21 protein-coding genes are annotated in these 24,158 nt (G+C 41.7%); 8 read left to right on the top strand and 13 right to left on the bottom strand.

The features are described 5' to 3' along the window. Positions 1-17: 17 nt before the first annotated feature. Positions 18-1,304: a glycoside hydrolase family 99 protein gene (locus ACFFGT_RS27075; protein ID WP_377025636.1), complete on the top strand. Its 1,287-nt coding sequence runs from the start codon at positions 18-20 to the stop codon at positions 1,302-1,304. A 440-nt stretch (positions 1,305-1,744) separates the two neighbouring features. Here ACFFGT_RS27075 and ACFFGT_RS27070 read toward each other — a convergent pair whose 3' ends face one another. Together ACFFGT_RS27070 and ACFFGT_RS27065 are read right to left on the bottom strand one after the other, a co-directional pair. Next, entirely contained in the window at positions 1,745-2,809 is a 1,065-nt protein-coding gene (locus ACFFGT_RS27070) for a M20 family metallo-hydrolase (RefSeq protein WP_377025635.1), read from the bottom strand. Positions 2,810-2,984: 175 nt separating this feature from the next. Next, entirely contained in the window at positions 2,985-4,289 is a 1,305-nt protein-coding gene (locus ACFFGT_RS27065) for an MFS transporter (RefSeq protein WP_377025634.1), read from the bottom strand. A 139-nt stretch (positions 4,290-4,428) separates the two neighbouring features. Here ACFFGT_RS27065 and ACFFGT_RS27060 point away from each other — a divergent pair, with 139 nt between their 5' ends. Beyond that, complete coding sequence (locus tag ACFFGT_RS27060) at positions 4,429-5,715, top strand: DUF2851 family protein (protein WP_377025633.1); 1,287 nt, start codon at positions 4,429-4,431, stop codon at positions 5,713-5,715. Positions 5,716-5,719: 4 nt separating this feature from the next. Continuing rightward, positions 5,720-5,941, top strand: coding sequence for a PspC domain-containing protein (locus ACFFGT_RS27055; RefSeq protein ID WP_091206176.1), 222 nt, complete (start codon positions 5,720-5,722; stop codon positions 5,939-5,941). A gap of 121 nt (positions 5,942-6,062) precedes the next feature. Here the strand turns inward: ACFFGT_RS27055 and ACFFGT_RS27050 are convergent, their stop codons facing one another. Next, complete coding sequence (locus ACFFGT_RS27050) at positions 6,063-6,422, bottom strand: DUF1493 family protein (protein WP_377025632.1); 360 nt, start codon at positions 6,420-6,422, stop codon at positions 6,063-6,065. Positions 6,423-6,627: 205 nt separating this feature from the next. On the opposite strand from ACFFGT_RS27050, the gene ACFFGT_RS27045 reads away from it, so the two are divergent. Beyond that, positions 6,628-7,362: an HAD family hydrolase gene (locus tag ACFFGT_RS27045; RefSeq protein WP_377025631.1), complete on the top strand. Its 735-nt coding sequence runs from the start codon at positions 6,628-6,630 to the stop codon at positions 7,360-7,362. Positions 7,363-7,437: 75 nt separating this feature from the next. Here the strand turns inward: ACFFGT_RS27045 and ACFFGT_RS27040 are convergent, their stop codons facing one another. The 3 genes from ACFFGT_RS27040 to ACFFGT_RS27030 all read right to left on the bottom strand — a co-directional run bounded on the left by ACFFGT_RS27040 (position 7,438) and on the right by ACFFGT_RS27030 (position 9,971). Then, the gene (locus ACFFGT_RS27040) at positions 7,438-7,950 is read right to left on the bottom strand and encodes a GNAT family N-acetyltransferase (protein ID WP_377025630.1); all 513 of its coding nucleotides are present in this window, start codon (positions 7,948-7,950) and stop codon (positions 7,438-7,440) included. A 58-nt stretch (positions 7,951-8,008) separates the two neighbouring features. Next, positions 8,009-9,190, bottom strand: a complete 1,182-nt coding sequence (locus ACFFGT_RS27035) for a GAF domain-containing sensor histidine kinase (RefSeq protein ID WP_377025629.1) — start codon at positions 9,188-9,190, stop codon at positions 8,009-8,011. Between the two features lie 169 nt (positions 9,191-9,359). Continuing rightward, on the bottom strand, positions 9,360-9,971 hold the full coding sequence (locus ACFFGT_RS27030) for a hypothetical protein (protein WP_377025628.1): 612 nt from the start codon (positions 9,969-9,971) through the stop codon (positions 9,360-9,362). A gap of 144 nt (positions 9,972-10,115) precedes the next feature. Here ACFFGT_RS27030 and ACFFGT_RS27025 point away from each other — a divergent pair, with 144 nt between their 5' ends. Both ACFFGT_RS27025 and ACFFGT_RS27020 read left to right on the top strand, forming a co-directional pair. After that, the gene (locus ACFFGT_RS27025) at positions 10,116-11,042 is read left to right on the top strand and encodes a DnaJ C-terminal domain-containing protein (RefSeq protein WP_377025627.1); all 927 of its coding nucleotides are present in this window, start codon (positions 10,116-10,118) and stop codon (positions 11,040-11,042) included. Between the two features lie 11 nt (positions 11,043-11,053). Then, a complete protein-coding gene (locus ACFFGT_RS27020; protein ID WP_377025626.1) occupies positions 11,054-11,341 on the top strand; it encodes a chaperone modulator CbpM in 288 nt (95 codons plus the stop codon). Positions 11,342-11,590: 249 nt separating this feature from the next. On the opposite strand, the gene ACFFGT_RS27015 is transcribed toward ACFFGT_RS27020, so the two are convergent. After that, the gene (locus tag ACFFGT_RS27015; protein WP_377025625.1) at positions 11,591-13,174 is read right to left on the bottom strand and encodes a MutS-related protein; all 1,584 of its coding nucleotides are present in this window, start codon (positions 13,172-13,174) and stop codon (positions 11,591-11,593) included. 194 nt (positions 13,175-13,368) lie between these two features. Between ACFFGT_RS27015 and ACFFGT_RS27010 the strand changes: the two genes are divergently transcribed. Next, complete coding sequence (locus tag ACFFGT_RS27010; protein WP_377025624.1) at positions 13,369-13,629, top strand: hypothetical protein; 261 nt, start codon at positions 13,369-13,371, stop codon at positions 13,627-13,629. A 49-nt stretch (positions 13,630-13,678) separates the two neighbouring features. On the opposite strand, the gene ACFFGT_RS27005 is transcribed toward ACFFGT_RS27010, so the two are convergent. From ACFFGT_RS27005 to kaiC, 6 genes are all read right to left on the bottom strand, one after another. Then, on the bottom strand, positions 13,679-15,646 hold the full coding sequence (locus ACFFGT_RS27005) for a PAS domain S-box protein (RefSeq protein WP_377025623.1): 1,968 nt from the start codon (positions 15,644-15,646) through the stop codon (positions 13,679-13,681). 164 nt (positions 15,647-15,810) lie between these two features. Continuing rightward, positions 15,811-16,587 (bottom strand): enoyl-CoA hydratase/isomerase family protein, encoded by a 777-nt coding sequence (locus ACFFGT_RS27000; protein ID WP_377025622.1) that lies wholly within the window; start codon positions 16,585-16,587, stop codon positions 15,811-15,813. Between the two features lie 72 nt (positions 16,588-16,659). Beyond that, positions 16,660-18,327, bottom strand: coding sequence for a PAS domain-containing sensor histidine kinase (locus ACFFGT_RS26995; protein ID WP_377025621.1), 1,668 nt, complete (start codon positions 18,325-18,327; stop codon positions 16,660-16,662). Between the two features lie 2 nt (positions 18,328-18,329). Continuing rightward, the gene (locus ACFFGT_RS26990; RefSeq protein ID WP_377025620.1) at positions 18,330-18,665 is read right to left on the bottom strand and encodes a circadian clock KaiB family protein; all 336 of its coding nucleotides are present in this window, start codon (positions 18,663-18,665) and stop codon (positions 18,330-18,332) included. After that, entirely contained in the window at positions 18,665-18,967 is a 303-nt protein-coding gene (locus ACFFGT_RS26985) for a circadian clock KaiB family protein (protein ID WP_377025619.1), read from the bottom strand. The genes ACFFGT_RS26990 and ACFFGT_RS26985 overlap by 1 nt, the downstream gene beginning before the upstream one ends. Next, the gene (kaiC, locus tag ACFFGT_RS26980; protein WP_377025618.1) at positions 18,967-20,715 is read right to left on the bottom strand and encodes a circadian clock protein KaiC; all 1,749 of its coding nucleotides are present in this window, start codon (positions 20,713-20,715) and stop codon (positions 18,967-18,969) included. Before kaiC ends, ACFFGT_RS26985 begins: the two co-directional genes overlap by 1 nt. Before the next feature lie 426 nt (positions 20,716-21,141). On the opposite strand from kaiC, the gene ACFFGT_RS26975 reads away from it, so the two are divergent. Continuing rightward, positions 21,142-24,144, top strand: a complete 3,003-nt coding sequence (locus ACFFGT_RS26975; protein WP_377025617.1) for a PAS domain-containing sensor histidine kinase — start codon at positions 21,142-21,144, stop codon at positions 24,142-24,144. Positions 24,145-24,158 lie beyond the last annotated feature (14 nt).

Raw genomic sequence — 24,158 nt, 5'->3', positions numbered from 1 at the left:
CTATTAATCAATGAACTATGGAAAATATTAAAAGTAAATATCCAACAGCCATATGCTTTGTTGCAATGGTGGCGTTGGCTTTTAGCTGCTCAAAGAAAGGCGGCGGCGGCGGTGGCGATGTTACACCGGTAGTGAAGCCAAAAGATACAATAGACCTTACCCCCTCGCCCATTGGCGATGTTGTAGGCAAAGTGGTTGTCGGTTACCAGGGCTGGTTTGCAGCGATTGGCGACGGATCGCCGATTGACAGGTACTGGCATTGGGCACAAACGTGGGAACAGCAACCCTCACCAACCAATACGGCCATTAAGTCATGGCCCGATGTACGCGATTACACCAAAACCTTCCCAACCAAATATGCTAACCTGAACAATGGACAACCAGCTAATGTATTTTCGTCCTTTTCAGACCAAACTATCGATATCCAGTTTAAGTGGATGAAGCAGTATGGTATTGACGGGGCAGCCCTGCAACGCTTCAACCCAAGCGGACTGGAAGGGCCGGTACGCGATGCAATGGCAGCAAAAACCAAAATAGCAGCCGAAGCAAACGGCGTTAAGTTTTACATCATGTATGATGTAAGCGGCTGGAAAGACATGCAATCGGAATTAAAGACCGATTGGACCAACAAAATGTCTGTTTATACCTCATCCCCGGCCTATGCCAAGCAAAATGGCAAACCTGTAGTATGTATCTGGGGTTTTGGCTTTAGCGATGACAACCATCCCTTTACCGCCGCCCAGTGCCTGGATGTGATCAAATGGTTTAAAAGCAAAGGGTGCTACGTTATTGGCGGTGTGCCTACCCACTGGCGCACAGAAGACAGTGATTCCCGCCCGGCATTTCTTTCGGCTTACAGCGCTCTGGATATGATATCGCCATGGATGGTTGGCAGGATAGGTAATAAAAGCGAGTCGGATAGTTTTTACGGCTCCGTTAACCGCCCGGATGTTGCTTATTGCAAATCCCATGGTATCGATTACCAGCCATGTATCCTCCCCGGCGACTTGCAGGGCCATCAGCGTGCCCACGGCGATTTTATGTGGCGTCAGTTCTTCAACATGCAAAGCGTTGGTGCCAATGGCCTTTATATTTCCATGTTTGATGAATATAATGAAGGCAACCAGATAGCCAAAACAGCCGAAAGCCAGGATTTTGTACCGGCAGGCTCATCATTTGTAACCCTTGATGAGGATGGTACAGCTTGTTCGGCCGACTATTACCTGAGGCTTACTGGCGATGGGGCTAAGATGTTTAAGGGCTTGATTCCGCTTACTCCTACAAGGCCTACGCCTGTTAAATAGGCTTAATCTACTTTCCCCTTATTAATATAAAACCCCTTTAGCCGATTGGTTAAAGGGGTTATTGTTTTATCAAATAAACTTCTTTGTCATCCTGAGGAACGAAGGATCTTCTTCGATATGCAAGGCCCACCGCTGTCCGAAGCCTCTGACTTCGGATTTACTATGCCTGTAGTTTCCAACTACAGGATTGTTTAAGCTAAAACTTATGTTTGAGCGAGCCTGGAGTTACAAACTCCAGACATATTAGTTCGAAGTCAGAGGCTTCGAACAGCGGAAGCTTTTCAAAGCCAGAGTCTTTGAAAAGCAAGAGAATCTCATCTCTACCACGTCATTGCGGAGTACGAAGCAATCCCAAACTGTACAGAGCAAATTGCAAAGTGTCTCTGCCTGTCGGGGATTGCTTCGTGCCTCGCAATGACGCTTTTGGTATAATATTCAGTTTAATTAATACTCTCCAGCATCTTAATATACAGTTCGATACCCTCCCTGATCTCATCTACATAAACAAACTCATCGGCAGTATGTGAACGTGCAGAATCGCCAGGGCCAACTTTTATTGATGGGATATCCAGCAATGACTGGTCGGATGTTGTTGGTGAGCCATAGGTGATACGGCCAAGCGCTATCCCGGCCTGAACTATAGGGTGTTCTTTGGGGATAGATGAAGGTTTTAACCTGATGGAACGTGGTTTCACATCGCTTACTACATGTTCACGGATAATCTCCAATACTTCCTCGTTACGGTAAGCATCGGTAACACGCACATCAACAGTATAAACACAGCTGGCTGGCACTACGTTATGTTGTGAGCCTGCATTGATAATAGTAACCGACATTTTTATCGGCCCGAAAACTTCCGATTCTTTAGGGAATTTAAATGAGCGGAACCACTCGATATCTGTTAAAGCTTTATAAATTGCGTTCTCCCCTTCTTCGCGGGCAGCATGGCCGGCACGGCCATGTGCGGTGCAATCCAATACCATTAAACCACGTTCGGCAATTGCCAGCTGCATTAACGTTGGCTCGCCTACAATACCAAAAGATAGCTGGCCCAGTTCTGGAATGATGAGCTCCAGGCCATTTACGCCGGAAATTTCTTCTTCGGCGGTGGTAGCTAAGCAAAAATTATATTTCAGGTTTTCCTTATCATGAAAGTACAGGAATACCGCTATAAGCGAAACAAGACAGCCTCCGGCATCATTACTGCCAAGACCATATAATTTGCCATCCTCAATTTTTGCATCATAAGGATCACGCGTATAGCCCGAATTGGGTTTAACAGTGTCATGATGCGAATTAAGCAGGATAGTTTCTTTATTGGGATCGAAATGTTTGTTCCAGGCCCAGATGTTATTGAGCTTACGATGAGTGGTTACCCCGTGCGATTGCAACAATTCGTTGATCAGATCGGCAGTGCGGTCTTCCTCTTTACTAAACGATGGAATGGATATCAGTTGTTGCAGTAATGTTACTGCCAGTTGAAATAAATTACTTGTTTCAGTCATAAATTTAAGGGTTATCCCCTGCGATGAACGGGCAAAATTAATACTTTTTATTCATGTGGATGAAATACATTTCCTGAACATTAAGCCTCTTTAATGGATTTACCATTAAATTAACACCCAAATAACACAGGCGTTACATGCCATTTGCACATCTGTAATTTGCACATTTTAAAATCTATTCCTCTTCCATTTTTGAATGCTTACGCGTATCGTTCATGGTGATGTACAAGATCAATGACAGCGCGATACAAACAGTTACATACCAGTAAAACCATTGGGCATGATGTTCATTTTTAAACCATAAGGCAATATATTCGGCAGTGCCCCCAAACAGGGATACTGCTATAGCATAAGGAAAGCCTACGCCCAGCGCACGCACATTGGCCGGAAACAGTTCGGCCTTTACAACGGCATTTATGGAAGTGTAACCACTTACAATGATCAGTGCGCAAAGGATCAGCGCGAATGCAACCCATACGTCTTTGGTATGACTTAGCAGCGTCATAATAGGGATTGTGCAAAGCGTGCCCAGTACGCCAAAACCAATAAGCAAGGGTTTACGGCCAATTTTATCTGATAGTAAACCGAATAAGGGTTGGATCACCATAAATACTGCCAATGTTAAAGTTGAGATCAGTGTGGCGGCGCTTTTACTAAAGCCGGATGTATTCACCAAAAACTTTTGCATATAGGTAGTGAATGTATAAAACGCCAGCGTGCCGCCAATGGTTAAACCAATCACCGTAAAAACCGCTTTGGGATGTTGTGTTAAAGCTTTTATGGTACCATTCAGGGCATTGGGTTTGGCTCCCTCCTTTTCAAACGATGCCGATTCCTGTAAGCTCCTCCTTAAATACATCGTGGTAACGGCCAGTATTGCCCCTATACCAAAGGGGATGCGCCAACCCCAGTCGTGCAGCTGATGCTCGGTTAAAAACACTCTTTGCAGCAAAACCAAAACACCCAAAGCAAGCAATTGGCCCATAATAAGCGTTACATATTGAAAGCTTGAATAAAAACCACGGTGCTTTTTAGTAGCCATCTCGCTCAGGTAAGTGGCGCTGGTTCCGTATTCGCCGCCTACACTCAGCCCCTGGATAATACGGGCTAAAACAAGTAATACCGGTGCAGCTACTCCAATGGATTTATAGCCTGGTGTGATGGCAATGATGAGCGAACCAACACTCATCAACAATACAGAAAAGGTAAGTGCTGTTTTACGTCCTCGTTTATCGGCAAAAGTTCCCATCACCCAGCCGCCTATAGGGCGCATTAAAAAACCGATGGCAAATATCCCTGCAGTGTTTAAAAGCTGTACTGTTTGATTATCCGATGGAAAAAAAGCATCTGAAAAATAAAGAGAAAAGGCGGTATAAGCATACCAGTCATACCATTCAACCAAATTACCCAGCGATCCCCCAATGATGGATTTGATGCGCCCACCCGTGGTTTGAGGTAATGGTGATTTTATTTCATTCATAGGCTTGGCAGATATTGTTGGTTTCCGTAATATTAGGGATTTTAAAATAGAGGTACAATACCAATATAATAACCGGCATATTTAACTTTAATAAAAAACTTAATCAACCCAATCTAACCTTATCAACCACTCACCGAACATGTTATTCACCGAAGATTTTTTGCATTACATCTGGAAATTCAGGCTTTTTGAACGCGAGAACCTGCAAACTGTGGACAGTGAAGAGTTGGAGATATTTTCGGCCGGGTTGCATAATTCAGATTCGGGCCCTGATTTTCATAATGCAAGGATCCGCATTGGCGAAACGGTTTGGGCCGGGAATGTAGAAGTGCACCTTTCTGCCTCCGACTGGCAAAAGCATGGCCACACCCATGATGGCGCTTATGATAATGTGATCCTGCACGTGGTTTACCGCGATGATGTGCCGCTGTTTTTACCAAACGGGCGCAAAGTCCCGACACTTGAGTTGCAAAACCGCATTAGTGAAGAGTTGTATAACAAATACCATAAACTGGTTTTCGGTAATCAAACTTTTATACCCTGCGAAGCTGGTATTGCAACTGTTGATGGCATCACCATGCAAAACTGGCTTACCCGTGTACTGGTTGAGCGAATGGAAAAACGATCGGCCAATGTGGCGACAGCTCTTGCACTTAACAAAGGCGATTGGGAGGAAACTTTTTACCAGTTCCTGGCGGCAAACTTTGGCTTTAAAGTAAACGCATTGCCGTTTGAGCTGATGGCTAAATCGCTGCCTCAGCTTACCCTTGCCAAAAATAAAAATAACCCTATGCAGATAGAGGCGCTGATATTTGGGCAGGCCGGCTTTTTGGAAGGTGAGTTTAAAGATGAGTACCCTTTGAAACTTCAAAAAGAATACGATTATCTCCGCAAAAAATACAATCTTAAACCGATAGAGAGCCACTTGTGGAAGTTTATGCGGTTAAGGCCCCAAAACTTTCCAACCATCAGGCTGGCCCAATTTGCGGCTCTTATTGTACAATCAAACCACCTGCTATCCAAAATACTGGAGATTAAAGAAATGAAAGCCCTACGCGCTTTATTTACCGAGATTAAAGTAAACGATTACTGGGAAGATCATTACCGGTTTGATGTTCAATCCAAACCGTCATCAAAAAATATGGGTGATGGATCTGTTGATATTTTGCTGCTCAATACGGTGGCCTTGTTCCTGTTCAGTTATGGTAAGCAACACCAGCAGCAATATTATATTAGCCGTAGTCTTAAATTATTAGAAAATTTACCAGCCGAAAAGAACAATATTATCGCCGATTTTGTTAACTTAGGACTGAAAATAGATACTGCGTTTGAATCACAGGCATTACTTGAGTTAAAAAATAATTACTGCAACTATAAGAAATGCCTGCAATGCGGCGTTGGTAATAAGATACTAAAACTGGCCTGACACCATGCTACAGCGAATACTTACTTTTTTTGAACGGTACTCTTTTGGTGTATGCACCTATCTCGGCGAACGTTTTAACATTTCGATCTCCAAAATCCGGCTATTCTTTATTTACTCCTCGTTCCTGGCGGTAGGCTTTCCGTTAATATTTTACTTTTTTGCAGGTATTGTGCTTGATATCAGGAATTTTATCAAACGTAAGCATACAGGGGTAGCTGATCTTTAACTGCTGATCTTTAACTGCTGATTTTTTTGATTGCGTTGATTTCGCTGATTTTTATTGGGGGGATTTCACCGGTTATCTTTTGATTTCACCGATTCTGGATTAGTGAAACCTATATCATTCATTAAACCAGTTTACCTGTTTTAACGGCATCCTGCAGATTACGTACCTTAAATTTGGGTGTGTAGCAATACTGAGCTAATTGCTTAACCCATGTAGTATTGTAACCAAACATTAGCTTAATAACTTTTACCCGGGTTGAGCCTTTGGGGTAACCGTATTTGTACCAACTGAATTTAGACGGATCGACATTGAATTGTTCGGCAAAATCGGCAAGGAAAAGGTCTATCTCAATATCAAAAATATCCAGATCAAGGTCGATACTGGTATCAAGGCTAAGGCTGTGCGGATCAATCTTATGAATCTTATACCTGTTGCAATAATCAACAATAAATTCTTTTAAGGGTGGCAGTATCTCTTCCATTTAAACGAATATTAGTTTGACCATTTAAGTTATGAGACGTAGCTTTTGAAATAAGGTTGCATACAAATTTACTTTATTTTTAAATGGCTTAAATTGAGCTCAATAGTTAATAAATGTTAAATTTTTATTGCTGCGTAACGGCTCTTTATGCTACTAAAATCAACCTGATGTATTATTATTGCACCAGGTAAACCAGATACTTCAAATGAACCTAAAAGTAATTGCCTTTGATGCCGATGATACCCTTTGGGTAAATGAACCTTACTTTCAGAGTACCGAAGAAAGATTTTGCAGTCTGCTCGAAAATTTTTCGCCTCAGCATACCATTTCCAAAGAGCTTTTTAAGGTTGAGGTTGATAACCTGCCGCTTTACGGTTATGGAATAAAAGGATATATCCTCAGCATGATAGAGGCTGCGCTAAACATATCAGAAAAAAGCATCAGCGTTGATGTAGTGGAAACCATACTACAGTATGGAAAAGATATGCTTAACCAACCGATAGAGATCCTGAACGACGTAGAGCATGTGCTATCTTCGTTAAAAGATCATTACAGGCTGGTGGTTGCCACCAAAGGCGACCTGCTTGACCAGGAACGCAAACTCAAAAAATCGGGATTGGCGCATTACTTTCACCATATTGAGATCATGAGCGATAAAAAGGAAGATGACTATATTAAACTCATCAAGCACCTTGATATCAACCCCGAAGAATTTATGATGATAGGCAATTCCCTGAAATCAGATGTAATGCCGGTAATTAATATTGGCGGGCATGCAGTGCATGTACCATTTCACACTACCTGGGCCCATGAGCATGTAGAGACTGTTTTAACCCACGAAAACTTTAAGCAGGCAGATAAGATCAGCGAGGTGTTGGGATTTGTTTTGGAGGCTGGGAAGCCGTCAGGAAGTCCGCAAGTCGGGAAGTCCGGAAGTTAGCTTTGCAGACTTATACAATTAATCTTCCTGACTTTCCCCTAACTTTATATCTTTCGGACATCCGACTTTTCCGACTTAAATACTCTTTTCCATCACAATCAGCTCGATATGTTGCTTAGCCTCTCCAAAACGACCATGGGCATGAAAGGGCTGAATCTCACCTGTTGGCTTGTAGCCACGGCGCTCATACCAGCTTATCAGCTCAAAGCGGGTGCTGATCACTGTCATGGTTAAGGTATCGCAATTGTATTTGCGTGCATAAACTTCAGCTTCTTCAATCAGGGCGCGGCCTACACCTTTATTTTGCAGTAATGGCGATACACTGAACATACCAACGTATAATTTAGGGTGCCTTACCTCAAGGTATACCGTACCTGTTATATAACCATCTTCGTCCGTATGCTTCAGGATGATCACATTTTCGTCGTGCATGTAACCGGTCAGTATTTCTTCATCCACGCGGGGGCCTCCTACCATATCGGCTTCGGATGTCCAGCCTTGTTTGGAAGTTTCGCCACGGTAGGCACTGTTTATTAAAACATTAAGTTCGGGCACATCAGTAAGGGAAGCTTGGGTAATAGCAGGCATAAAATTGAAAAATTTAAGGATGGCAAATGTAGTATTTGCTAATTTTAAATTAAAGGCTTTAAATCATAATTTTAAAGCTTGTACCAACTCCGATCTCACTTCTTACCGTTATAGTGCCGTTCAGCCTGTCAATAAATTCCCTTACCAGCAATAATCCTAATCCGCTGCCTTTTTCGTTATTGGTACCAGGAGTTGATTTATGATCTGCCTTTGCAGCACTCAGGAGCCTTTCGGCCCTTTCGGGTAGCATGCCCACACCTGTATCGGTTACTTCAATCATCATATGTTTATCAACATAGGTCATGTTCACTGTTATAAAACCATTTTGAGTATATTTATTGGCGTTACTCACCAGGTTTCGTAACACAAACTCAACCGCCTGCATATCTGAATTTACCAGCGTTTCAATAAATACATTATTTACCAAAGTGTTACTTTTTGCATGTGCGTTTAACAACTCAGATGTAAAAACACTTTCTACAAGCTCGTGAAGGTTAAAATCGGTATAACTAAAACGTGCAAACTTCATTTGCAATTCGCCCCAGCGTACCACGTTATCAACCATACTAATAGTGTTATCAAGCTGGTCTGATACCATCTCAATCATTTCGGCTGCATCATCGGCGTCAAGAATATCAGTCTGCTTAAACTCAATTATTGATTTAATTGATGCCAGCGGATTGCGAACGTCATGTGCTAAAATAGAAATAACCGTTTTTTGTGTTTCGGATAAATAATGCAGGCGTTTATTTTTAATCCGGAGCTCGGCTATTTTAATAATGTTATCGGCCAGTACCTTAAGGCCAAACTTCTGCTCATCTGTTAATATACGTGGTGTGTTGTCAATTACGCAAAGGGTGCCCAGCCTGCTGCCATTTCCGGTAACCAATGGCATCCCCGCGTAAAACCTTATAGCCGGAAAATCGGTAACCAGCGGATTATCATGAAAACGATGATCTTGTGAAGCGTCAGGGATCTCAAAAAGCTGATCCTGCAATATGGCGTGACTGCAAAAGGAAATTTCCCGGTCTGTTTGCGGCGCTTCCAAACCAACCCTTGCTTTAAACCATTGCCGGTTTGAATCAACAAGGCTGATAAGGGAGATAGGCATATTACATAAGGAAGAGGCAAATTTAACGATATCATTAAACTCATCTTCCTGGGGCGAATCAAGTAATCCGGTACGGTACAGGTCCTGCAACCTGGCCTCCTCATTTTCGGGGAACCGCGCTTCTAACATTAATTAATGGCATTATATCAACTAATAAATTAACAGGCGGATGCTTGGTAAAGATGCAAAAAAAATCAAGTATTCAAATAAAATCTACCCACTTTCGGGTAGATTTATTACAGCTAATTACTTTATTTTAAAAGCTTTAAATAATAGTTAAGCGTTGTGCCTGGAAAGATTAATCCTTCTTGATTTTTGCATTAATAACCTCCTTGGTTTTAATAAAACGTATACCAATGATGAGCAAAGGAATAAGTAATAAAACATCAGCGAGGTGGGCGATCAGGGCGATTCGGGGAATCCGGCTTGCAGGAAAGGCTATGGCTGCCAGACAAATCAACGCACCAAGCCAAACCGGCACTGCTTTTTTACGGATGAGATTGACAGAAAGCACCAATAAACTTAATGGAAAAAGAGGGCCTGACCAAAAAAGCAACAAACCCGAAGTTATTGGATACTGCTGCAGGATTACAAGGTAGCTATGATGTGAAATTTTAAATATAGCAGATAGATACCCCAACATACCAAATCCCATCCCTCCCATACAGCATCCATAAATTGCTATTAGCAAACCTATTGCTGCATAATATGGCATGCTATATTTGAGCAAACCAAACAACGCATAAAAAGCAGGGATCCAAAATACTATTGACAGGCAGATGAGTGTAGCGGCTGTTATCCCGTATTGACCGTCTATCCAGAAAAACGTAGATATTAAAAACAACAGCGGAGCAATAATGAGGCAAAAGCCCTGTAATTTTAGATGCAGGAGGTCTGTTTCGGTTTTCATAATTTAATTGGTTTACCCGGATATGACGGCAACGAACTGCCCCAGGTTACACCGTCATCAAATGACAATAAAAAAAGCCATTCGTTTAAAACCAAGCTGTATATTTAATAGTTAATAACACATCTGTTTATATTAAACCCCGCCATGGCTTTTATAGATTATTACAAAGTATTAGAGCTTGATAAAAATGCATCCGAAAAGGATATTAAAAATGCTTACCGCAAACTGGCCCGCAAATATCACCCCGATCTTAATCCTAATGATGAAGAGGCTAACAAAAAGTTTCAACAGCTAAACGAGGCTAATGAAGTATTAAGTGACCCTGAAAAGCGAAAGAAATACGATAAATACGGTGAGAACTGGCAGCATGGTGAAGCCTACGAGCAACAGGCGCGTCAGCAGGCCAATAGTCAGGGCGGTGGCTTTGGCGGCTATGGCGATTTTGGCGGAGCAGAGGGATTTGGCAGCACTGAAGGTTTTGGAAGTGAAGATTTTTCAGATTTCTTTCAGTCGATGTTTGGAGGTACCGGAGGCGCACGTGGCGGCAGGCAGGCAAAATACCGGGGGCAGGATTATAATGCATCGTTAAGCTTAAATCTTCGTGATGTGCTTGAAACCCACAAGCAAACACTTACTGTTAACGGTAAAAATATCCGTATAACAATACCGGCAGGTGTAGAGAACGGGCAAACCATTAAAATAGCAGGACATGGCGCCCCGGGTGTAAACGGCGGTCCTGCCGGCGACCTATATATTCAGTTTAACGTTGCCCCTGATCCGGGCTTTAAACGCGATGGCAATAACTTATATACTACATTGAAACTCGATCTGTATACAGCCGTTTTAGGTGGAGAGGTAACAGCAGATACCTTAAACGGTAAAGTAAAAGTTAAAGTAAAGCCCGAAACCCCGAATGGCACCAAAGTAAAACTCAAGGGCAAAGGCATGCCTGTTTACAAAAAGGAAAATGAATTTGGCGACCTGTACCTGACCTACGAGATCCAAACCCCTACCAACCTTACCGAAAAACAAAAGCAATTGTTTGAAGAACTTGCAAAATCCTCAACCTAAATTAAAACATTATGAAAACAGCAGAATTAATAGCAGCAAACGATTTTTGTGTATATCATAATGTTGAGTATACGTTTATAACTTCGTTGCATGAAGCGGGCCTGGTTGAGGTTACTATCATTAATGAAACCACCTTCATCCCCCAAACCGAGCTTCAAAAGCTGGAAAAACTGATAAGCCTGCATGAGCTGGATATCAATATAGCAGGCATAGAAGCTATCTCCCACCTGCTTAAACGAGTTGAAAAACTACAGGAAGATATGCGGTATTTGAAAAACAGGTTGAGTTTGTATGAATAAGTATTCTGCTCTTTAGGAGAGATTTAGAGAGGCTTACACCATAAGTGTTCGAAAGATGATTATCTCTTAAAAAAAGTATGTCATTGCGTAGCGCGGCAATCTTGTAGTCACTGCATGTCCGATCTGTGTAGCTACGAGATTGCTTCGTTCCCGAAATAAATTCGGGACAGGCAGTGCCTCCTCGCAATGACTTACTTTTTAAACCAACATTTTTCAATTGATCTGCATCTTCCGAACACCAGTGGGGGCTTACACCAAATACTTATTCATCATCCGCTCGCTTATAATATTGGCTTCATCAATAACCGGTTCGGGATATCCCATTGATTTGAGTATGGCTATGCCGTTGGTGCTTTTTAGCAGTCCTTGTTTCAGGAGATAGTCGAACACAAGTACCCGCCCATCTTTTGATTCGGAAAAGGAGTATACAACAAAGTCCTCGTCCAGCAGTTCGGCCAGTTCGAGATCATGGGTTGATACAAATACAAAATTCTGTTTAGCGGTGATGTATGAAAGTACCGATTTTGCTGCCGCGATACGTTCAATGGTATTAGTGCCCCTGAAAATTTCATCAATGATCACCAGGCTTTTTATTTCTTCCGTTTGAGAACTGTTATCGATGATATTTAAAATTGCCGAGGCCTGGGCCTGGAAATAACTCTTATGTTCGTCAATATTGTCGCTTGTTTTAATACTGGTTTGTATTTTCAGTAAGGGAGCTTTATAAGTTTTTGAACAACTTGTAAATATAGTTTGCGACAATAACGTATTTAAAGCCAGCGCTTTAATAAATGTAGTTTTACCCGACATGTTTGATCCTGTGATCAAGGCTCCCCTATCGGCATCAGTTGTGTAAAGTGAGTTGGCAACGCAATTAGCTACAAGCGGGTGAAAAAGCTCAGTAACCTCTATTTTACCATCGGCACCAGTAAATTCCGGCTTCGAGTTGACAGGCATGCCGTCACGGATCGATTGGATAGCTATCAGCGTATCGGCCAGGCCAATAAATTTATACACCTCTTTAATATCATCGCGGTATTTAGCAATCTGTTTCAATGATGAAGTGTATGTATTAGGCTCAATTACAAAAAGCAATTTAAACAGCTGAAAAGCTGCATAACTAATATCTGTGGTACTGTTCACGAAACTGCTTTCGATATTTACAAACTTAAGCGCTCGTTTTAACCCGGTTAGATTTGTCAGGTGTTGCTTTATTTCAGTCGCCACGCCAAATTTCCCGCTTTTTACCAACGCCACTGCAACCTTATACATAACCAGCACTTGAGGTAAGGATTTGGTATAGGCTGAGATGGCTTTACGGCTGGTGAAGTGAATAACAATATTGTAAGCAAACAATAAAGCTAAAAAGATAAAGCTAAAGATATTAGGAACAACGACGAGTGATACTAAAGCAGCGAGGATCAGAAACGGCGAAACCCTTATGTAAAAGTTCATTACCGGCGCAAATACAGGTTCGGATGTTTTAAGAAATAGATCGGCTATAAAATAAGCATCAGAACTATTCAGCTTTGATAGTTCAACCTCCAGTAGTTCCCGGCCGGGTATATCCATGTTAAGGTCCTCAACACTGTTGTCAAGATCATGTAAAGCATCGATATCCGTTGTGGGATGGTGCAATAGATTGAAGAGGTATTGTTTACCTGGTTTGCTGTTTGTTCTGTCGAGATAATTGAAAACGCTGATCAGATCCAGATCATCAGCTGTTTGGGCCGAAAGCTTATTTTTGCCATCTGTCGAATCTAAATAGATCCTGATCAGATCAAAGTTGCGGCGGGCATTAACAGGTTTGCCCCATTTACCCTTAATTTTCACCAGTCTCTTTTTTGCCCAGCGTAATTTATCATAATACGACTTAATATAAAGCCCCCCGACTATGATAAGGACAACTATCGCAAAAAAGACAATATAATACATGCCTAAAAATATAAAATTTTAATTAAACCAACCCATCCATTGGTAGTCATATTTATGTATTACAATTTAGGTATCAAATAAAATTTACAACCATGAAATTGATCCGATTTTCAATAATAGCTTTGGTAATGGTGTTTTCATTCCAATTTGCAAAAGCTCAAACTATCAGTGTAAATGCACATTTTGGCCGTCCTTATCATAGGGTGGTTTACACAAGAGGATATTATGGAAGGCCTGTTTACTATGGCCGCGAGGCTTATTATGGCCATCCTCATTATTACGCATCAGGATACTATGCACCTGCTTATTATCACAGGTACTACCGGGTTCATCCTTACTACAGGCACTGGTAAAATCAAATACTTACAATAAAAAAGCCTCCGCCAGCCGGGGGCTTTTTATTTAATCATGACTGGCAGCATCGCTCGCCATTTCAACAATTACGGTATCAAGACGTTCCAATTCAGCCATCATGTAATCAAGCGTTTCGGCATCCGTGGGGTTATCCTTTAATAATTCTGCAAGGCCTTTCAAATTGGCTACCGGGCTGCGTATATAGTGCGATTGTTTCCAGGCCATATTTTTTATCCGGTTGATGTGATTGTGGATCCGCTCATAAGCAACTTTCAGGTTGTTTTCAGTATTCTTCCTTTCGGTTACATCATAAAGTGCCATCATCAACCCTAATATGTTTTCCTGGTTATCCTTTATCGGGAACAGGCGAACATAAAACCAGGATTTTGAACCATCAGCCTGTAGGTAATCCACCTCATAACTTACATTTTGACCATTTAAAACCTGTTCGGTAAATTCAACAAATTGTGAAAACCTTTCACTTGAAAGTAATTCGGCAAGCTTATCTCCTTTTTGTGGGTCATGATCAAACTGGTGCCTTACAAACTCCTCCGTTTTATGATTGAATGCCAAAACATTAAGTTCTTTATCAAACAGGGCATAAGAAGTATCAGTTGTGTTTAAAATGGATTGCAGGTTAGCTTCTGATTTTTGAAGCAACTCTTCCGACCGGAGTTTTTCGGTAATATCAATGGCTATTGAAAGCCGCACTAAACGGCCCCCATATATGATATCCTGTCCAAAAATCTGTACGTTGATTATCGAGCCATCTTTTTTGCGGTGGCGAGTGGTTATAGTATTGCCCCACACAGGTGCTTGCTCGGCGTAACTCTTATACATTTCATCCCATTCTTCAGGCGGCCTTATATCTTTGATGGTTAAGCTCAGGAATTCTTCGGCAGTATAGCCATAGTGTTTGGTAGCTGCATGGTTTACGGCAATGATTGACAGGTCGCTTTTGGCTATCATCCACATGGGTAATGGATTGCTGTCAAACAGAAGCTTATATTTTTGTTCAGATAACCGAAGCTCTTCTTCAATCTTTTTTCGCTCGGTTATATCTATCATTGAACCGATGATAGTTGGCTCATCATCAATCTGTGTTCTTGTACCGTAAAACTCGACCCAATTATTTGAACCGTCCTTACGGACACCCATAACCTCATAATTTACACTTTCTATCTCACCGGAAAGTCTTGCCCTAACATGTTCAAGAGTGATGGCTTTAAACTGTTCACTAATAATTACATCAACCGATGAAACACCGATCAGTTCATTGGGCTCATAACCAAAAACCTGCGCAAACCTCGGGTTAACATATATAAACGTTCCCTTTTGAACAATATAAACCCCTACCATTGATTTTTCGGCCAGCGTGCGGAATTTAAGCTCCGCTTCCCTAAGCCCGGCCTGCATAACTTTACGATTGGTAATATCCCGTGCTATAACCAGCACACTATCTTTAGTAAATCTTTTTACATTGATCTCCACATCAAATACCTGCCCGTTTTTCTTTATAAAACGACGTTCTTTCATTACCGCCGTATGCAAATCATCCGGACCAAGCAGTACCGGTTCGGCTTTTAAATTTTCGGGATCAATAACTTGTTCAATCTTAAGCTGCAGCAATTCTTCACGGTTGTAACCGGTCATCCTGCACATGCTGGCATTCACTTCGGTGAAACATCCTTCAAAATCAATTACATATATGGCATCAGAGGCATGTTCAATCAATGAACGATATTTTTCTTCGCTAACTTCAAGCTTAACAACAGTATTGATAAGCTCAGAAGCATGATGATGCATCCTTTCGGTAAGGGCATTATTAAGATCAATAATCTTATTTTCACTTTTAACCCTCTTTTTTTCAATGTAGTTAAGCAGCATCAGGGCTATACCGGCTATCACTATATATGCTATTGTGTTTAGCAGCCAGCCTGTTAATAGCCAACTAAAAACAAGCATGATAAGCAGGCTTATAATAACAACAATCTTGTTTTTCTGCGGATAGTTCATTTAAATAATTAATAAGCAATAATGCTGTGCAAAACGACTATCTAATTGGTTAACAAAACCGATTTAGGTATGCAATGTTAAATTACAACTAATCTATTTAAAATGGGAAACATCAGTGAAATTATATGAAAAACCGGTCAACATTACTCACCATGCTACTATTGTTACCTGGCTTTATCCTTAAAAAAAGAATGTAAAGCCTGCTGTGTAAATGCCGATAACACCAACTCACCGCTTATGGCAGCCCGTTGCTTGAGCAAATCATCCCAATCAGCAGTACCTTCCCAAAGTATGTGTTTTAAAGAGCTAAGCGCTTCCGGATTATAGGAAGCCAGCCTTTGGGCAAGTTCGGATACAGCTGCATCAAGAGATGGAAGATCTTCATAAACCTCGTTATACAAACCATTTTGTTTTGTCCATTGTGCAGTTTGAAAATCAGTAGCCTTGATGGTAAGTTGAGAAAATGCAGATAATCCCATTTTACGGATCACCGCCGGTGCTATCACAAATGGGCCAATACCTATGGTGAGCTCACTTAATTTTATTGATGCCGCTTCGCTGGCCAAACAATAATCAGCAGCTGCAGCAAGGCCAACACCACCACCAACTGCTTTACCCTGCACCCTTGCAATAACTATTTTAGGGCATTTTCGGCAGGCACTGATCACATTTGAAAAACCTTCAAAAAATAACGCACCGGCTTCCTTATCCTTAATTTTTAATAGCTCATCAAAGCTTGCGCCTGCACAAAAAGTACGGTCTCCCCCGCTTTTTAAAACAACTACATTTGTTTGAAGATCATTACCTGCATTAAGAATAGCATCGGCAAGTTGTTTTAAAAGACCTGAGGGCAATGAATTTTGTGCCGGATGATAAAAGCTGATAGTTGTTACTCCACCAGGCTCATTTACTATGGATATATTTCCGTTTTCGGCAGACATATATTAGGTTTTTGCAGGCAATATCAGAAGTATTTATGTTAACTGCAATTTTGAGCCGAAATAAACCGGCTCTTACTTTTCAAGCAGGGGCAGCTCAAAATAAAAGGTGGCACCCTTATCAAGCTCACTTTCAACTCCGATATTCCCTTTATGGTTGCTAATGATTTCGGCCGAGATGTAAAGTCCCATACCAAGGCCGCTGGCCATGAATTTTTTATCCTCAACCCGGTAAAACCGTTCAAAAATATGATCGATTTGCCCGGCAGATAACCCTATACCAAAGTCTGTTACCGATACACGCGCTTTTCCGTCTCTTCTCTCGGTTTTAATAATGATCCTTTTATCATCGGTAGAATATTTTACGGAGTTGTTAATGAAATTTACAAGTACCTGTTCCAGGCGCCCGGCATTTCCCTCTATAAAAAACTCATTTTCTGATTTATTGATAAAATCAAATTCAGGGTAAAGGTGAACAGCACTTTCTAAGGTCTGGCTTATCAATTCACGAAGGTTTACTTCGGCCATGGAGTATTCAAGTCTGCCTGCATGGATCTTGCTCACATCAAGCAAATCGTTAACCAAACGCTGAAGCTTATTTAAAGCAATGCCGGCCTTTTCAATATATTGTTTTACGGTCGGGGGCACTTCTTCACGTTTATAAACAGAAATAAGCTGCAGGTAGCCCTTCAGGCTGGTTAAAGGCGTTTTAAGCTCATGACTGGCAACACCAATAAATTCATCCTTTAAATCCAATTGTTTTTTCTGTTCCTCAATATCGGTAGCAGTACCTACCCAAAAAAGGATCTCTCCTGTATCATCTCTTAACGGCACGGCACGGTTAAGGTGCCAGTGGTAGGTATTATCCCAACGGCGGTACCTGTTTTCCAGTTCAAAAACGGTCCCGCTTTCCAGAGATGCGAGGTAAGCGTCCATTGTTTTTTGCAGGTCATCCGGGTGCACAATTTGTTGCCATCCCCAGCCTGCTGTTTCACCATAGCGCCTGCCTGTATAATCAAACCAGCGCTGGTTATAAAAATTAACTTCGCCCCCGGGCAGGTTTGTCCATGTCATTTGAGGGATGTTGTTGGCCAGCAATTTAAAATGCTCCCGGCTAATCAGCAGGTCGCTGGTGCGCTCCCTTACGGTATCCTCAAGATCGTTATTCAGCCGTTCGGCAATATTCTGGGCTTCTTCCAGCTGGTCATTTTTAATTTTTAGTTCCCATTCGGTTTCTTTTTGAGCAGTCAGGTCGGTTAAGATCAAACTTAATGCCGTCCCCTCATCAAGGTCGAGCGTAGTGCATGATAATAAACAGGGGGCTAACATACCCTCCTGGCCCGATAATAAAATCTCACCTTTACAGTCATTGTTCCAGCCATCCCTTATTATTTCCCTATATTTTGCTACCGAAACTTCCGCGATAAAAGCATCAAAATAAATACCGATCACTTTTTCGAGCGGCTCATTAACCATTGCCGCGAAGCGCGAATTACTATACAGGATAATGCCTTCCCGGTTCAGGGTGACCGCACCTTCGTTCATTTTTTCAATAAATACACGATAGGTTTGGTCGGCCGTTTTCAGGGTATAAAGCTGGTGCCCTTCATCGCCCTTAACAACAAGTGCATCAACCTGGCCGCTGCGAATAGCATCAATGGTATCATTGGCCTCTTCCAACCTAAAACGAAGTTCATCGTTTTCGGCCTGCAACTGCTCATATGTATATTTAAATGACTCCATAATTAACTTTCTGAATATATACCAAGCCCTTTCAAAACTTTGGCTGTATTTGACATATCTCCTATCAGTTTTCGTTCAATACCCGGAGACTTTTTGATAAGCAGCGGTAATGCTACAATCTGTTCAGCTTCGGCTATAAGTGGTTGCTGGTAAACATCAATTATCTCCAGCTCGTAATTATGTTCAATATATTGGTCGCAAATAGTTTTTAAGTTAGTTATGGCCCTGATGGAATTAGGCGATGCCCCAATCACAAATAAACGCAATCGAAAAACCTGGCTTTCCCCCTCACTTAAATTATCATCGGCATTTAAAGGCAATTGGTTTTGCTCCGTCATTATATATTTTTTACAGGCCTGATATTTAATCCAACTAAAACTTTTTCCTCGTTACTTAAATCGCCTATTATTTTGCGAATAGGTTCAGGTACTTTCCTTACCAGCGTGGGAACAGCAAAGATCTGATCACCCTCAGCCAGTTGCGGCTGCTGCAGTAAGTCAATCACTTCTATAACATACTGACCTTTTAAATGTTCTTCACAATATCTTTTAAGGTTTGAAAGTGCGGCAACAGATTTTGCTGTTTTGCCAGCTACATATAACCTTAACTCATATTTTATAGCTTCTTCTTCCAGTTCCATTACTTTTTATTTTTTGATTTACTTTTAAGATCATCTATATCTCCCCGGCGGATCTTAGTTATCTCCTGCCGGTTGTTTTCAATGATCTCCTGTTTTAACTCATCCTCAAGGTACATCTTATTGAGTTCCTCCTCTGCCGATTCAAATTCGGCCTGCAAGCTTGCAATCTTCGATTCAAGCATCATGCGCCTGCGCAAAATTTCCTTGTCCTTACGGGATACTGCAAAGTCCCTGAGTGCAACACCAGTTTTTTCCTTTAATTTTTGTGCTTCACGTGCCGAGCCGGTAAGTACCCCTTCAGGGCCCAGGTAAACATCAACTAAGTTCAAACCCCGGTCGGTTATGGTAAACTCCCGCACCTGGTTTGAGTGGCTCATCCCCCTCGATTTCATAATATACAAGCCACGGTTGCGTTCCCCGTTCGATTCAATATCCCTTACAAGCAGCCAGGCATCAACTAATGAAGACACGCCTTCATCGGTTTGTTCGCTAACAATCGTATTTAAACTAAGCGCGGTGAACATAACTGTAATTTGCTCCTCCTGTAAAAAATCAATCAGCCTGATCAGCATTGATTTTACTTCACTCACTGAGCCCACAGTAATAAGGTTGGTTATAGGGTCAAGAATTACAGCTGAAGGTTGAAATCTTTTAATAATCTTATAAATAGCCACAAGGTGCATTTCAAGCCCGTAAAGCGTAGGGCGTGAAGCATGAAATTCAAGCAAGCCACTATCAACATGCTTTTGCAGATCGATATTAATTGATCTCATGTTACGCAGGATCTGTTTTGGTGACTCTTCGAAAGCGAAATAAAGGCACTTTTTTTTATTACGGCAAATTTCATTGGCAAAGCTGGCCGCAATGCTTGTTTTACCTGTACCGGCGGTTCCTGAAACCAGGATGCTGCTACCCTGGAAAAAGCCTTTTCCGCCAAACATACTATCAAGCGATGGGATACCCGATGAAATTCGTTTTGAGGATACTTCCTTTTCAAGCTTTAAAGAAGTAACCGGCAATACAGAAATACCATCTTCGTCAATTAAAAAAGGATACTCATTGGTACCGTGCTGTGAGCCTCGGTATTTTACCACGCGCAAACGACGGGTTGAAATCTGGTTGATAACCCTGTGGTCAAGCAATATTACACAATCCGAAACATACTCTTCAAGGCCCTGCCGCGTTAATGAAGGGCCTTCTCCCTTCTCACCGGTTATAACGGCAGTTACTCCCTTATCTTTTAAGAAACTAAAAAGCCTCCGTAATTCGGCACGCAGTATAACCTGGTTTGATAAGCCGGAAAAAAGATTTTCCAGTGTATCCAAAACCACCCTTTTAGCCCCTATACTATCAATGGCATAGCCTAAACGGATAAACAAGCCCTCTAAATCATACTCCCCCGTTTCCTCAATCTCGCTCCGGTCAATATGCACATGGTCGAGCCTCAATTTTTTATCATCCTGAAGTTTACGTAAATCGAAGCCAAGCGATGCAACGTTCGCGGCCAGTTCATCTGCTTTTTCTTCGAAAGCCATGAATACACCAGGCTCATTAAACTCGGTGGCACCCCTCACTATAAATTCAAGCGACATTAAAGTTTTACCGCAGCCGGCTTCGCCGCATATTAATGACGGCCTTCCCTTAGGTAAGCCACCACCTGTTATTTCATCTAAACCGGTAATGCCCGTAGGGGTTTTGGGCAATTGTTCAAATGCTGTAAGCTGTTGTTTTTTATGCAATTTGGTCATATAAAATCCAATCTGTTTTAAGCTGCCTGCACACTATAAATATCAAGCATACAGGATTTAGTTTTTATTGGTATGGTAATAGTAATACGGGCTAAATTGTTTTGGGTATTTGATTTTCTGACAGTAAAAAGTTGAAAATAATACTGAACTCCCGAAGCTAATAATACGAATAAATAAATCCTGATTTAGTACAGGTCATTAAAAAAACATACAACTAATATCTATAAAAACAGGCTTAAACATTTATGCAGGTCCCCTGTTATCCTAAAAGGCATTTATAACCCGGTATCCTGTGTTGGTACTTAATTGAAGCCCCCATATAACTGTATTGTTTATGGTGATTTAACTCAAAAATGCTGCGTGTCACTGTTTGCACTTTCGCCTTTTAATTATTATGGACTATATTTATACGTTTTATCTGTGCAAATGAATAACCCCGGCTACCTTCATCAACAATTAAACGAAGATATTTTTCGCATTCTGATAAAGGAGTCCCCTTCTCCGGTAGCGTTGTACATGGGCGAAGCAATGGAGATCATGATAGCCAATAAAGCTATTATTGATATTTGGGGCAAGGGCGATGATGTTGTTGGCCGAACCTATTTTAACCTGCTGCCCGAACTTGAAGAGCAGGGTTTTCACGAAACATTATTAACCGTTTATAAAAGTGGTATAGCCTACGAGGGAAAAGAGCAAAAAGTTAATCTTGTGGTTAACAACAAACTCGAGGAGTTTTACTTCAACTTTACTTTTAAACCCTTATGTAACGATCAGGGACAGGTTTGGGGGGTATTGAATACCGCGGCCGACGTTACTGAACTGGTTACAACACGCCAGAAATTAACCGAAAGCGAAGAGCGGACGCAGTTTGCCTTACAAGCTGCTGAACTTGGTACATGGGATTTGAACCCCAAATTACAAACTGTGATATGGGACGACAGGTGCAAGGAACTTTGCGGGTTTCAAAAAACTGATGAGATAAGATATGCCGATCTCCTGAAATTTTTACATCCGGAAGATGCAGACCGATTGCGAACAGCAGTAACCCAGGCATATAACCCTGTTGGCGGCGGTAATTATGATGTGATTGTACGTACTGTTGACGGTGCAGGGCATTTAAAATACTGGATCCATCTAAAAGGAAAGGCTTACTTTAACGATAACAATGAGCCTGTTCGTTTTGCCGGTACTGTACAGGATATAACCCGTGAGATATTGGACAAGCAGGAACAACAAAAGCTGCTTGCGCTGATTGATAATACAGCAGATATGGTTGCAGTAGGCAGCATGGATGGCGCTGTAACTTATATTAATAAAACAACCTATGCCACGTTGGGTATTGAGAGTACCAAAGAGGCTTTAAAACCTGGTGTTGAATATTTTGAATACAGCGAAGCAGATAAAGTAAATAACGAGATAACCCCTGCCGTACAACAACAGGGCAAATGGGAAGGTGAAATGCATTACCGGCATTTTAAAACGGGAGAAAATATTCCGGTTTACGTTAGCTGTTTCAGAATTGATGATCCATTAAATGGCCTGCCAATTGGTATGGCCTCTGTAACCCGTGACCTGCGCCCGGAAAAAGCAGCAAGGAACGAGCAGTATAAATTATTATCACTCATAAACCATAGTTCCGATTTTGTAAGCCTCTCAGATCTGGACGGTAATGTTACCTATGTAAATACTGCAGGCCGCAAAATGCTTGGTATCACAGGCATTGATGAGCACCGCAGGCATAACAGCGAGTATATTATGCCCGATGAGCTTATTAAGCTGAAAGATAAGGTAAACGCAATTTTAATGAAGCATGGCAAATGGAGCGGTGAGATACTTTACCGTCATTTTCAAACTGGCGAAGCCATACCTGTATATGGTACTACTATGCTGGTATATGATTCTGTAACAGGTGAGTCGCAGGGTCGCGCTTCGATAGCCCGGGACATGCGTCGTGAAATTGCTGCAAAAAAAGCCCTTACTGATAGCGAACAATTACTTAAAAATATTACCAATGCTTCGCCAACGGCATTGTGGATGGCCGATAACGCGTCGAACATAATTTATGTAAATCAAACCTGGATTGATTGGACAGGCATTAGTTATGAGGATAATATGGGTGACGGGTGGACAAATGCTATTTTAGAGGAAGACCGCGCCCGCGCAACCAAAACGTTTTTATCCGATTTAAGCGCACATCGCTTTTATGAGGTCGACTTCAGGATATTGCGCGCAGACGGTGAAATAAGGTGGTGTATAGCTACAGGAAACCCACAATATAATGCACAGGGAGAATTTGCCGGTTACGTGGGTGCCTGCATGGATGTTACCGATAAAACCCTTGCCGAACGTGAAGTAAAATTACGCAACAGGGAGCTAAATGACCAGATCAGGCAATTTGAGTTTGTTACCGATTTTATGCCGGTACAGCTTTGGACTGCACGCACCGACGGTGAGTTAGACTATGTAAACCAACGTGCAGTAGATTATTTTGGCATTCCAGCAAATGAAATAGCCGGGCCCAACTGGCTCAATGGCATTCATCCCGATGACAGGGATGGCTGTATTGAAGCATGGAATAATGCATTAAGCACCGGAAACGTTTACCAATATGAATTCAGATTAAAAGATAAAGACGAAAATTATAAATGGCACCTGGCCAGGGCTTTACCTTTTATCATTGACGGGCAGATCATTAAATGGTTTGGCACCAATACAGATATTGACGAGCAGAAACAACTTCAGCGCCAAAAAGATGATTTTTTAGGTATTGCCAGTCACGAGTTAAAAACCCCGGTTACCAGTATAAAAGCATATGCCCAGGTACTTGGCGCTATGCTTACCAAAGAAGGCGAACATAAAAAGGCAGAAATGGTACTTAGGATGGATGCCCAGGTTAACCGCCTTACTAATCTTATTGGCGATTTGCTTGATGTAACCAAAATCAACTCAGGCAGGTTACAGTTCAATAAAACCTGGTTCGATTTTAACGAAGCAGTGCAGGAAACTACAGAAGACCTGCAGCATACCACTCAAAAACACAAACTCATCCAAAATTTTTCCCAAACAGGCAGGATTTATTCTGATAAAGACCGGATAAGCCAGGTTATTACCAACCTCATTACCAATGCTATCAAGTATTCGCCACATACCGATACCATCATCATCAATACCCGCCGCGAAAACAATGAAGCAATTGTTTGTGTGCAGGATTTTGGTATCGGCATACCCGAAGACAAGAAGGACCGGGTGTTTGAGCAATTTTACCGGGTAAGTGGGAATAAGCAGCATACTTTCCCCGGTTTGGGGTTGGGATTGTACATCTCTTCAGAAATTATTAAGCGCGAAGGCGGCAGAATGTGGGTAAACAGCGTTGAAGGCAAAGGGTCTACTTTTTGCTTTGCTTTACCTGTAGATGATACTGACAGTTAATTTTTTGTCAAATC

This window comes from Mucilaginibacter angelicae (assembly GCF_042434235.1).
Lineage (GTDB): Bacteria > Bacteroidota > Bacteroidia > Sphingobacteriales > Sphingobacteriaceae > Mucilaginibacter > Mucilaginibacter angelicae.
Note: the sequence above shows the minus strand (reverse complement) of the source record. Positions and strands in the feature narration are given on the sequence as shown.

What these genes read in the sequence shown, in the direction of transcription:
- ACFFGT_RS27075 (WP_377025636.1), top strand. Translation starts at nt 18, where the DNA reads ATGGAAAATATTAAAAGTAAATATCCAACAGCCATATGCTTTGTTGCA.
- ACFFGT_RS27070 (WP_377025635.1), bottom strand. Translation starts at nt 2,809, where the DNA reads ATGACTGAAACAAGTAATTTATTTCAACTGGCAGTAACATTACTGCAA.
- ACFFGT_RS27065 (WP_377025634.1), bottom strand. Translation starts at nt 4,289, where the DNA reads ATGAATGAAATAAAATCACCATTACCTCAAACCACGGGTGGGCGCATC.
- ACFFGT_RS27060 (WP_377025633.1), top strand. Translation starts at nt 4,429, where the DNA reads ATGTTATTCACCGAAGATTTTTTGCATTACATCTGGAAATTCAGGCTT.
- ACFFGT_RS27055 (WP_091206176.1), top strand. Translation starts at nt 5,720, where the DNA reads ATGCTACAGCGAATACTTACTTTTTTTGAACGGTACTCTTTTGGTGTA.
- ACFFGT_RS27050 (WP_377025632.1), bottom strand. Translation starts at nt 6,422, where the DNA reads ATGGAAGAGATACTGCCACCCTTAAAAGAATTTATTGTTGATTATTGC.
- ACFFGT_RS27045 (WP_377025631.1), top strand. Translation starts at nt 6,628, where the DNA reads ATGAACCTAAAAGTAATTGCCTTTGATGCCGATGATACCCTTTGGGTA.
- ACFFGT_RS27040 (WP_377025630.1), bottom strand. Translation starts at nt 7,950, where the DNA reads ATGCCTGCTATTACCCAAGCTTCCCTTACTGATGTGCCCGAACTTAAT.
- ACFFGT_RS27035 (WP_377025629.1), bottom strand. Translation starts at nt 9,190, where the DNA reads ATGTTAGAAGCGCGGTTCCCCGAAAATGAGGAGGCCAGGTTGCAGGAC.
- ACFFGT_RS27030 (WP_377025628.1), bottom strand. Translation starts at nt 9,971, where the DNA reads ATGAAAACCGAAACAGACCTCCTGCATCTAAAATTACAGGGCTTTTGC.
- ACFFGT_RS27025 (WP_377025627.1), top strand. Translation starts at nt 10,116, where the DNA reads ATGGCTTTTATAGATTATTACAAAGTATTAGAGCTTGATAAAAATGCA.
- ACFFGT_RS27020 (WP_377025626.1), top strand. Translation starts at nt 11,054, where the DNA reads ATGAAAACAGCAGAATTAATAGCAGCAAACGATTTTTGTGTATATCAT.
- ACFFGT_RS27010 (WP_377025624.1), top strand. Translation starts at nt 13,369, where the DNA reads ATGAAATTGATCCGATTTTCAATAATAGCTTTGGTAATGGTGTTTTCA.
- ACFFGT_RS27005 (WP_377025623.1), bottom strand. Translation starts at nt 15,646, where the DNA reads ATGAACTATCCGCAGAAAAACAAGATTGTTGTTATTATAAGCCTGCTT.
- ACFFGT_RS27000 (WP_377025622.1), bottom strand. Translation starts at nt 16,587, where the DNA reads ATGTCTGCCGAAAACGGAAATATATCCATAGTAAATGAGCCTGGTGGA.
- ACFFGT_RS26995 (WP_377025621.1), bottom strand. Translation starts at nt 18,327, where the DNA reads ATGGAGTCATTTAAATATACATATGAGCAGTTGCAGGCCGAAAACGAT.
- ACFFGT_RS26990 (WP_377025620.1), bottom strand. Translation starts at nt 18,665, where the DNA reads ATGACGGAGCAAAACCAATTGCCTTTAAATGCCGATGATAATTTAAGT.
- ACFFGT_RS26985 (WP_377025619.1), bottom strand. Translation starts at nt 18,967, where the DNA reads ATGGAACTGGAAGAAGAAGCTATAAAATATGAGTTAAGGTTATATGTA.
- kaiC (WP_377025618.1), bottom strand. Translation starts at nt 20,715, where the DNA reads ATGACCAAATTGCATAAAAAACAACAGCTTACAGCATTTGAACAATTG.
- ACFFGT_RS26975 (WP_377025617.1), top strand. Translation starts at nt 21,142, where the DNA reads ATGAATAACCCCGGCTACCTTCATCAACAATTAAACGAAGATATTTTT.